At 63.8% G+C, this 9531-nt stretch carries 8 protein-coding genes; 5 read left to right on the forward strand and 3 right to left on the reverse strand.

Annotation, left to right across the window (positions count from 1 at the left end):
* Positions 1-68: 68 nt before the first annotated feature.
* The 3 genes from cobS to T281_RS07855 all read left to right on the forward strand — a co-directional run bounded on the left by cobS (position 69) and on the right by T281_RS07855 (position 3710).
* Positions 69-1055: a cobaltochelatase subunit CobS gene (gene cobS / locus T281_RS07845; RefSeq protein ID WP_037236878.1), complete on the forward strand. Its 987-nt coding sequence runs from the start codon at positions 69-71 to the stop codon at positions 1053-1055.
* A 108-nt stretch (positions 1056-1163) separates the two neighbouring features.
* Positions 1164-3029, forward strand: coding sequence for a cobaltochelatase subunit CobT (cobT, locus tag T281_RS07850; protein ID WP_037236881.1), 1866 nt, complete (start codon positions 1164-1166; stop codon positions 3027-3029).
* Between the two features lie 210 nt (positions 3030-3239).
* Positions 3240-3710, forward strand: a complete 471-nt coding sequence (locus T281_RS07855) for a hypothetical protein (protein WP_037236884.1) — start codon at positions 3240-3242, stop codon at positions 3708-3710.
* A gap of 365 nt (positions 3711-4075) precedes the next feature.
* Here T281_RS07855 and T281_RS07860 read toward each other — a convergent pair whose 3' ends face one another.
* On the reverse strand, positions 4076-5551 hold the full coding sequence (locus T281_RS07860; protein WP_037236887.1) for a catalase: 1476 nt from the start codon (positions 5549-5551) through the stop codon (positions 4076-4078).
* A gap of 95 nt (positions 5552-5646) precedes the next feature.
* Here T281_RS07860 and T281_RS07865 point away from each other — a divergent pair, with 95 nt between their 5' ends.
* Positions 5647-6552, forward strand: a complete 906-nt coding sequence (locus T281_RS07865) for a hydrogen peroxide-inducible genes activator (RefSeq protein ID WP_037236890.1) — start codon at positions 5647-5649, stop codon at positions 6550-6552.
* On the opposite strand, the gene T281_RS07870 is transcribed toward T281_RS07865, so the two are convergent.
* A complete protein-coding gene (locus T281_RS07870; protein ID WP_037236893.1) occupies positions 6549-7388 on the reverse strand; it encodes a helix-turn-helix transcriptional regulator in 840 nt (279 codons plus the stop codon). The two genes, T281_RS07865 and T281_RS07870, sit on opposite strands and share 4 nt — an antisense overlap.
* 110 nt (positions 7389-7498) lie before the next feature.
* Between T281_RS07870 and T281_RS07875 the strand changes: the two genes are divergently transcribed.
* Entirely contained in the window at positions 7499-8488 is a 990-nt protein-coding gene (locus tag T281_RS07875; RefSeq protein ID WP_037236896.1) for an aldo/keto reductase, read from the forward strand.
* A gap of 37 nt (positions 8489-8525) precedes the next feature.
* Here the strand turns inward: T281_RS07875 and map are convergent, their stop codons facing one another.
* On the reverse strand, positions 8526-9356 hold the full coding sequence (gene map / locus T281_RS07880) for a type I methionyl aminopeptidase (protein ID WP_052037251.1): 831 nt from the start codon (positions 9354-9356) through the stop codon (positions 8526-8528).
* Between the last annotated feature and the right edge of the window lie 175 nt (positions 9357-9531).

Here is a 9531-nt window from a genome sequence, read left to right on the forward strand (position 1 = left end):
CTGGCGGGCGGCCCGATCGGACGCAAGCCGGGGAAGCGCTGGCACAAATACAATCCCGAGGGGAAGCCATGACCAACGGTGAAGCAGGCCTGGCGGGCCTGCCCGACATGAAAGTTTCTGTCCGTCAGGTGTTCGGCATCGACAGCGCGATGGAGGTTCCGGCCTACTCTCAGTCGTCCGAATATGTGCCGGATCTCGATACGGACTATCTGTTCAACCGCGAGACGACCCTCGCGATCCTCGCGGGCTTTGCCTACAACCGCCGCGTGATGATCCAGGGCTATCACGGCACCGGCAAGTCGACGCATATCGAACAGATCGCGGCGCGGCTGAACTGGCCGTGCGTGCGCATCAACCTCGACAGCCATGTGAGCCGCATCGATCTCGTCGGCAAGGACGCGATCGTGGTGCGCGACGGCCAGCAGATCACGGAATTCCGCGAGGGTATTTTGCCCTGGGCGCTGCAATCGAACACCGCGCTCGTGTTCGACGAATATGATGCGGGCCGCCCGGACGTGATGTTCGTGATCCAGCGCGTGCTCGAAGTGTCCGGCAAGCTGACGCTCCTCGACCAGAGCCGCGTGATCCGCCCGCATCCGGCCTTCCGCCTGTTCGCCACGACAAACACCATCGGCCTCGGCGACACGTCGGGCCTCTATCACGGCACGCAGCAGATCAACCAGGGCCAGATGGACCGCTGGTCGATCGTCGCCACGCTGAATTATCTGCCCTACGAGGACGAGCTGAATATCGTGGTCGCCAAGGCGAAGGGCTACGAGAGCGACGTGGGGCGCCGCGCGGTCGGCAACATGGTGCGCGTGGCGGAACTGACGCGCACGGCTTTCGTGAATGGCGACCTCTCCACCGTCATGAGCCCGCGCACGGTCATCACCTGGGCCGAAAACGCGACGATCTTCGGCGATGTCGGCTTCGCGTTCACGCTGAGCTTCCTCAACAAATGCGATGAGCTGGAGCGCGGTCTTGTGGCCGAGTTCTACCAGCGCTGCTTCGGCGAGGAACTGCCTGCGTCGACGGCCAATATCGCGCTAAGCTGAGCAAGTGGCCGCAGCGGCGGGCATCCGAGCCGCGCGCGAAGCTACGATCCGGGAAGCGGCATGCCGCTTTTCCGGCAAGACCGATGAAGCGCCCCGAAGGCTAGGCCCATGCCGAACACCCCGAGAAAAAAGGCCGACCCGATCCAGCCGTTCAAGCGGGCTGTTTCGCTCGCGACGCGCTCGCTGGCGGAGAATAAATCCGTAAACGTCACGTTCGGCCCTGAGACGCCCGGCTACGACGGAAAGACGGTTCGCCTGCCGCTGCCAAGCCGCGCGATCACGAAAAAGGAAATCGCGATCATTCGCGGCTATTCGGACTCGCTCGCGCTCATGATCTCGGCGCATGACGAGAAGCTGCATAACGCCTACGCGCCGCCGTCCGGCGAGGCCCGGTCAGCCTATAACGCGATGGAACGCGCGCGCGTGGAGGCGCTGGGTTCGCTCCGCATGAGGGGCGTGGCCAAGAACCTCGACGCAAAGCTCGCCGCGATCTACGAGCGTTTCCCGGATCGTGACATCGACCGGCAGGACGCGCCGCTCGCGGATGCTCTGGCGCTCATGGTGCGCGAACGGCTCACGGGCCAGAAGCCGCCGCGCGGTGCGAACGGCATCGTCAATGTGTGGCGCGACTGGGTGAACGAGCGCGCGGGCAACATCCTCGACCGCGCCGACGCCACCGTCGCCGATCAGGCCGCCTTCGCGAAGCTGACGCGCGACGTACTCGTCGCCCTGCAATTGATGGAAGCGCCCGTCGAAGACCCGGAGACGGAGCAAAGCGCCGACGCGGACGAGCAGAAGAACGAGGATAATCCGGGCGAAAGCTCGCAGGACGAAAGCGATCAAAGCTCGCAGGCATCCGAAGCGCAGGCCGATGACGCGGAAGGTTCGGACGCCGACGATGAGGCCGACGCGGCCGACATCACCGAAAAGGATTACAAGCCGTCCGAGACGGAAGGCAAGGAGCAGCCGCATTCCTCACGGCGGCCCAATACGTCCGTGCTCGATGCGCCGGGAGACTTCGGCTACAAGGTCTATACGCGGCAGTTCGATGAGTTCGTGACCGCCGAATCACTGTGCGACGCCGACGAGCTCGAACGCCTGCGCGCTTTCCTAGACAAGCAACTCGCGGTGATACAGGTGGCCGTGAGCCGCCTCGCGAACCGCCTCCAGCGCCGCCTCCTCGCGCAGCAGAACCGCTCGTGGGCCTTCGACCTCGAAGAGGGCATCCTCGACACCGCGAAGCTGTCGCGCGTCGTCACCGACCGCTTCCAGCCGCTTTCCTTCAAGATGGAGCGCGACACGGAGTTCCGCGACACGGTGGTAACGCTCCTCATCGACAATTCCGGCTCGATGCGCGGGCGACCGATCATGGTCGCGGCGTGCTGCGCCGACATCCTCGCGCGCACGCTGGAACGCTGCGGCGTGAAGGTGGAAATCCTCGGCTTCACGACGCGGCAGTGGAAGGGCGGACAGGCCCGCGAACAGTGGCTCGCCGCCGGCAAACAGCCGCAGCCCGGCCGCCTGAACGACCTGCGCCACATCATCTACAAGGCGGCGGATATGCCTTGGCGGCGCGCGCGGCGCAATCTCGGCCTGATGATGCGCGAGGGGCTCTTGAAGGAGAACATCGACGGCGAGGCGCTGACCTGGGCGCATGCTCGCATGCTGGCGCGGCCGGAGCAGCGGCGCATCCTCATGATGATTTCGGACGGCGCGCCGGTCGACGATTCGACGCTTTCGGTGAATACGGGCACCTATCTGGAGAAGCATCTCCGGCAGGTGATCTACGAAATCGAGACGCGTTCGTCCGTTGAACTCATCGCCATCGGCATCGGCCACGATGTGACGCGCTATTATCGCCGCGCGGTGACGATCTCGGATGCCGAGGAACTTGCGGGCGCGATGACGGAGAAGCTGGCGGAGTTGTTCGCCGAGCGCGGGCGCGGTCCCGGTCGGCGCGGCAAGTTCCACTAGATCGGCCCGCGTTGCATCGGACCGATTTGACGCGGAGAAGCTGATCGATAAGCGCTTACAGCGTCGCGCCGCGTTTATTTTGCGGCATGACGCTGTAGGGCGGCCCCGCCGACACAGCCTTAAGTTGCGACGCTGGGGATAACCAGCTTGACGCGAGCCACACGCAAGCATCTTTCCCGACCATGAGCCCCACGACCACAAGGGGGCCAAATGACCGACATTGCCGCTACGCTGGACGCCTCGGCGACGCTCGCTGCCACGGGGCAACATTTTAAACCTTTCAAGCCGCATCGCTGGACGTCGCAAAATACACCGGCGGCGCTCAGGCTCGTGTCGGACCGCGAAGGCGTCCCCGTCATTCCGCGCGACGACCTCGATTTTCTGCTCAACGCGAGCGCCCGCGATCTTCTGATCTGGCGATACGACCCGCGCTTCCCGGTGGAACGGAGATGCGCATATCCCGAGGCGGCGGGATACAGGCCGGATGAGTTGATCGCCTTTCTGAAGACGCGTCAGCCGCAGGATCAGGCGCGCGTTTGCCCGCTACTGCCGCTCGGTCCGGTGAACGCGATGCGGCGGGGATGGCTCAGGCCGACACGACTGGAACTGCTCATCTCGGTGGGCGTCGCCGCGGTCAGCGCGATCCTGTCATTTCAAGGGATCATGGCCGTCGCGCTGTGAATCCGCCTGCGGAGCGTTAACGCACCTGATGAAAAAGCGCCGCGCCTCTTTTTTTGGAGCAATGGTCTTGTCTCAGCCCATTGCCGATCATGCCCCGCGCATCGGACGGCCTGCCGCTCTGAGGACAGAGCCCGCTAAGCCCATAAAAAAGCCCCGGAAAGCTAGGCCTCCGGGGCATTTCTTGAGAAAAACCGCAACCAAGGATACACAGGTCGACGAAAGCCACCGGCTAATGGCTGAAAGACGGTGCCATTCGCTTAAGACCATGCGTTACAACAAGATAGACCGTTATCGTCCGTTTGATAAGTGTCATTCGTATTAAATTTTGAGGCCGGGCCAAAAGTCGTGGCCCAGCCTTGCTCGCGCTACTCCGCCGCCTTGAGTTGCACGTCCTCGGGTGCGAGGCCCATCTTGCCCGCCACGCCGAGCCCGTACTCTGGATCGACCCGGTAGAAGTGCACGACCTGCCGCTTCACGATCTCCACCGGCACGCCTTGCATGGCCTCCGCTATGTTGCTGAACAGCCGTTCCCTCTGCTCGGCGTCGAACAGCCGGAACAACGCCCGCGGCTGGCTGTAGTCGTCGTTGCCTACGCGGTGATTGTAGCGGTCCGCGTCGCCGGAGATTTTCAGCGGCGGCTCGCGATATTGCGGGGCTTCCACCGCGCCACCGAACGAGTTCGGCTCGTAAAAGGCATCGACATTGCCGGTCTGGCTGCCGAAGAACCGCATCGCGCCGTCCTTGTGATAGGTGTGCACGCCCGACTTCGGCGCGTTCACCGGGAGCGCCTCATAATGCGTGCCGAGGCGATAGCGGTGCGCGTCCGCATAGGAGAACACGCGCGCTTGCAGCATCTTGTCGGGGCTGTGGCTGATGCCCGGCACCACGTTCGACGGCGAAAAGGCGAGTTGCTCGATCTCCGCGAAGTAGTTGTCGGCGTTGCGGTTCAGTTCGAGGATGCCGACCTCGATCAGCGGATAGTCGCCATGCGGCCAGACCTTCGTCAGGTCGAACGGGTTGTACGGCGTCTTGTCGGCGTCAGTCTCGCGCATGATCTGCACGAACAGCCGCCATTGCGGGAAGTCGCCACGGTCGATGGTGCCGAACAGTTCGCGCTGATAGCTCTCGCGATCCTTGCCGACGATGTCCTCCGCCTCGCGATTGGTGTGGTGGCGATGGCCCTGCAGCGTCTTGAAGTGGAACTTCACCCAGAAGCGCTCATTTTGCGCGTTGATGAACGAATAGGTGTGCGAGCCGTAGCCGTTCATGAACATGGGCGCTGCCGGGATGCCGCGATCCGAGAACAGGATCGTCACTTGATGCAGGCTCTCGGGCGAGAGCGACCAGAAATCCCACATCGCCGTCGGTGAGCGCAGGTTCGTCTTCGGATGGCGCTTCTGCGTGTGAATGAAGTCAGGGAACTTCAGCGCGTCGCGGATGAAGAACACCGGCGTGTTGTTGCCCGCGAGATCCCAGTTGCCTTCTTCGGTGTAGAACTTCACCGAGAAGCCGCGCACGTCGCGCTCGGCATCGGCGGCGCCGAGTTCGCCCGCCACCGTCGAGAAGCGCGCGATGATATCGGTCTTCTTGCCGATGTCGGAGAACACTTTCGCGCGGCTGTATTTCGTGATGTCGTTCGTCACGGTGAAGGTGCCGTGTGCGCCCCAACCCTTCGCATGCACGACGCGTTCGGGAATGCGCTCGCGGTTTTGATGCGCGAGTTTTTCGAGCAGGTGGACGTCCTGCATCAGCACCGGGCCGCGTTCGCCTGCCGTCAGAGAATTCTGATTGTCGGGAACCGGAGCGCCCGCCGTCGTCGTCAAAATGGGTTTGTCGGCCATTTATTTGCTTGCTCCCTGTTTAGAATGGCTCGAACTTAACCACATAGCTCAATCAGGGCTATTCGCATTATCTGAAGTTGCGATAAGCTTACCTAATGGCAAATATCTCGCTGAAACAGCTCCGTTATTTCGATGCGCTCGCCCGGTCGCTTCATTTCGGGCGCGCGGCGGAAGCCTGCGCCGTAACGCAGCCCGCGCTTTCGATGCAAATTCAGGATCTTGAGCGCGAACTCGGCGCGGTGCTGATCGAGCGGACGCGGACCGGCGCGAAGCTTACGCGCGAGGGCGAGGAAGCCGCTCGCCGCGTGGCATTGATCCTCGCCGCCGTTCGCGATCTGGAGGCATCCGCGCGGCAAGGCGACGCGCTTCTCTCCCACGCGCTACGGCTCGGCGTCATCCCGACCATCGCGCCATATGTGCTTCCGCGGCTTCTGCCCGTGCTTCGCGAGACCTATCCCGATCTCGACCTTGAGCTTCGCGAAAGCCAGACGCATCATCTCCTCGCCGACCTCGCGGGCGGGCGGCTCGACGCCGTGCTGCTGGCGCTGCCCGTCGATCTCCCCGACATCGAGACACTGCCGCTGTTCCAGGACGAGTTCGTGTTCGCCTTGCCGGAAAGCCGCCCGGTGCCGGAGGGCGCGCTCGCCTCACCGGACATGTTCCTCAACGAGCGCATCCTTCTTCTGGAGGAAGGTCATTGCCTGCGCGATCAAGCGCTTAGCGTCTGTTCGCTGAACCGCGCGGGCAAACTCGACACGATGGGCACGACGAGCCTTTCGACGTTGGTGCAGATGGTGGCGGGCGGCTTCGGCGTGACGTTGCTGCCGCGCATGAGCCTCGACATTGAGGCGCGGTCTGGCGTGCGGCTGATGCGGTTCGCGCCACCAATCCCGCATCGAACCATCGGGCTGGCCTGGCGGACATCCTCGCCGAAGAAGACGGATTTCCGCGAGCTTGGGCGCATCGTGACGGAGGCGGCGGTTAGCTTGACGCGGTCTTAGCCGCCATCGACGAGCCGCGCAATCTTGCCCGCTGTGTCGGAACCCGGCGCGGGCGTATAGACCACCATGCGCAGGTCCGGGTCGCTCTCCACGATGAAGGCCGTATATTCGAGCGACATCAGGCCCACCTTCGGGTGACGGACGGCCTTCACGCCCTCGCCGTGGTTGCGCACGTCGTGACGCGGCCACCACTGGTGAAACTCGGGGCTGAGCCGGTCGAGTTCGTCCACCAGTTCGAGAAAGCGGGGATCGTTGCCGGCGCGCGCAAAGTCGGCCCGGAAAACGGCGAGCGCCTTCTTCGCGTCGGCCTCCCAGTCGACCATCAGCGTGCGCCATGCGGGGTGCGCGAAGACGAGGCGGATCGAGTTTCGCTCATGCGGCTCCATCGCGCCGTAATCGGCGAATGTCATCGCAACGGCGCGGTTCCAGCCGACGATATCCCAGCGCTTGGTGCGGATATAGGCGGGCGAATAGGTGAGGCCGTCGAGCATGCGCTGGAGCGCCGCGGTGATCTCGCGCGGACGCCATTCCGCCATCGCGGGCGGGCGGCCTTGCGCCAGAAGGAACAGGTGCTCTCGCTCGGCGCGGTCGAGTCGGAGCGCCCGCGCGATGCCTTCGAGCGTCTGCGTGGAAACCTGAATTTCGCGCCCCTGTTCGAGCCACGTGTACCAGGTCACGCTGACGCCCGCGAGCTGCGCCACTTCCTCGCGGCGAAGGCCGGGCGTGCGGCGGCGGCCCGCCGGAAAACCGCATTCCGCCGGGTTCAGTCGTCCGCGCCGCGATTGGAGAAAGTCGCCGAGCGGGCGGCGGTCATATCCTGCGTGGGCCAGTGACATGGCGGATCCATCATCCTGTTAGCGCCAATACCAGTATAAATGCTGGACTGGTAACATTATGCTGCACGGTTAATGTGGCGTCGAGGCATTTAACCAAAAGGAAGCCTTCGATGGAAAAACGCAAACTCGGAACGCAGGGGTTGGAAGTGTCCGCGCTCGGGCTCGGCTGCATGGGCATGAGCTACGCTTATGGCGCTGGCGATGATGCCGAGAGCATCGCCGTGATCCACCACGCGCTCGACCTCGGCATCACGCTGTTCGATACCGCCGAGATGTACGGGCCGTTCACGAACGAGGTGCTCGTCGGCAAGGCGCTGAAGGACCGCCGCGACGAGGCGATCATCGCAACGAAGTTCGGTTTCGTGATCGAGGAGGGTGTGCGCCAATACCGGGTCAACGGCCGCCCGGAGCACGCGAAGAAGGTGTGCGACGAGTCGCTCAAGCGCCTCGGCGTCGATCACATCGACCTCTATTATCAGCACCGCGTAGACTCGAACGTCCCGATCGAGGAGACGGTGGGCGCGATGGGCGATCTCGTCCGCGCGGGCAAAGTGCGCTACATCGGCCTGTCGGAAGCGTCGCCCGCAACGCTGCGCCGCGCGCACAAGGAGTTCCCGATCTCGGCGCTGCAAAGCGAATATTCGATCTGGGAGCGCGGCGTCGAGGAGGAGGTGCTGCCGACCTGTCGTGAGCTTGGTATCGGCTTTGTGCCCTATAGCCCGCTCGGCAGAGGCTTCCTCACGGGCACGGCGAAGCGGGCGGAGGAATACCCCGAGGGCGATTTCCGTCGCACGCAGCCGCGCTTTGAAGGCGAGAATTTCGACCGCAACATGAAGATCGTCGATGCAGTGAAGGCCATCGCGAAGGCGCAGGGCGCGGCGCCGGGACAGGTCGCGCTGGCGTGGCTTCTCGCGCAGGGGCCGGACATTGTGCCGATCCCCGGAACGAAGCGTCGGAAATATCTGGAAGAGAACACCGATGCGGCGCAGCTGCATCTCACCGCCGACGATCTCGCCGCGCTGGACGAGGCCGCACCGCGCGGGGCGGCGTCAGGCGAACGCTATGGCAGCGCCGCTCTGCTCGATCTGCTCGACAAGTAGAGGCAATAGGGAGCGCGCCCGCGCTCCCTCACACCTGTCAGACGGCGGGATAAGGCGGCTGATGATAGCCCTTCGGGCTGTAGGTGAAAACCTCGACGCCCGTTGCCGTCACGCCGACCGTGTGCTCGAACTGCGCCGAAAGCGAGCGGTCGCGCGTGACCGCCGTCCATCCGTCGGACAGCATCTTCACATGCGGCTTGCCGAGATTGATCATCGGCTCGACCGTGAAGATCATGCCTTCTTCAAGCGTAACGCCCTCACCGGCCACGCCATAGTGCAGGATGTTCGGCTTGTCGTGGAAGACGCGGCCGACGCCGTGGCCGCAGAAATCGCGCACCACGCTGCACCGCTCCGCTTCCGCAAATGATTGGATCGCGTACCCGATATCGCCGACATGCGCGCCCGGCTTGATGACCGCGATGCCGCGCATCATGGCTTCGTGCGTCACCTCGATCAGGCGCTCCGCCTTCCGCGCCACCTTGCCGACCGTATACATCCGGCTCGAATCGCCGTGCCAACCGTCGAGGATCAGCGTCACGTCCACGTTGAGAATGTCGCCTTCGAGGAGGACGCGCGGACCGGGGATGCCGTGGCACACCACATGGTTCAGCGATGTGCAGGTGGATTTCGTATAACCGCGATAGTTGAGCGTGGCTGGCACCGCGCCATGGTCCATCGCGAAGTCGAACACGAACTGGTCGATGGCATCAGTCGGGACGCCCGGCTTCACCATGTCCGCGATCTGATCGAGCGCGACCGCGCAAAGCTGACCCGCCTTGTGCATCGCGGCGAAAGCATCCGGCCCATAAAGCCTGATCTTGCTGTCCTGTGCGAGCCTCACCGGCGCGCCGTAATCCGATCCGTTCATGCCAAGATCCCGCGCCCACGCGCTTGAAGGTCAACCGCACTTTTCGCGCTCGGCCTGTCGCCGGCAAGCCGGGGGCGAAGCTACAGATGTGCAACCCGCAATATGGCAGGTGCCGCGCCGAGTCACAACACCTGATGGCCAGCCATCAACGTCGCGCATGGCTACGCGGCGGGCT

It is taken from the genome of Rhodomicrobium udaipurense JA643, from assembly GCF_000636015.1.
GTDB lineage: Bacteria > Pseudomonadota > Alphaproteobacteria > Rhizobiales > Rhodomicrobiaceae > Rhodomicrobium > Rhodomicrobium udaipurense.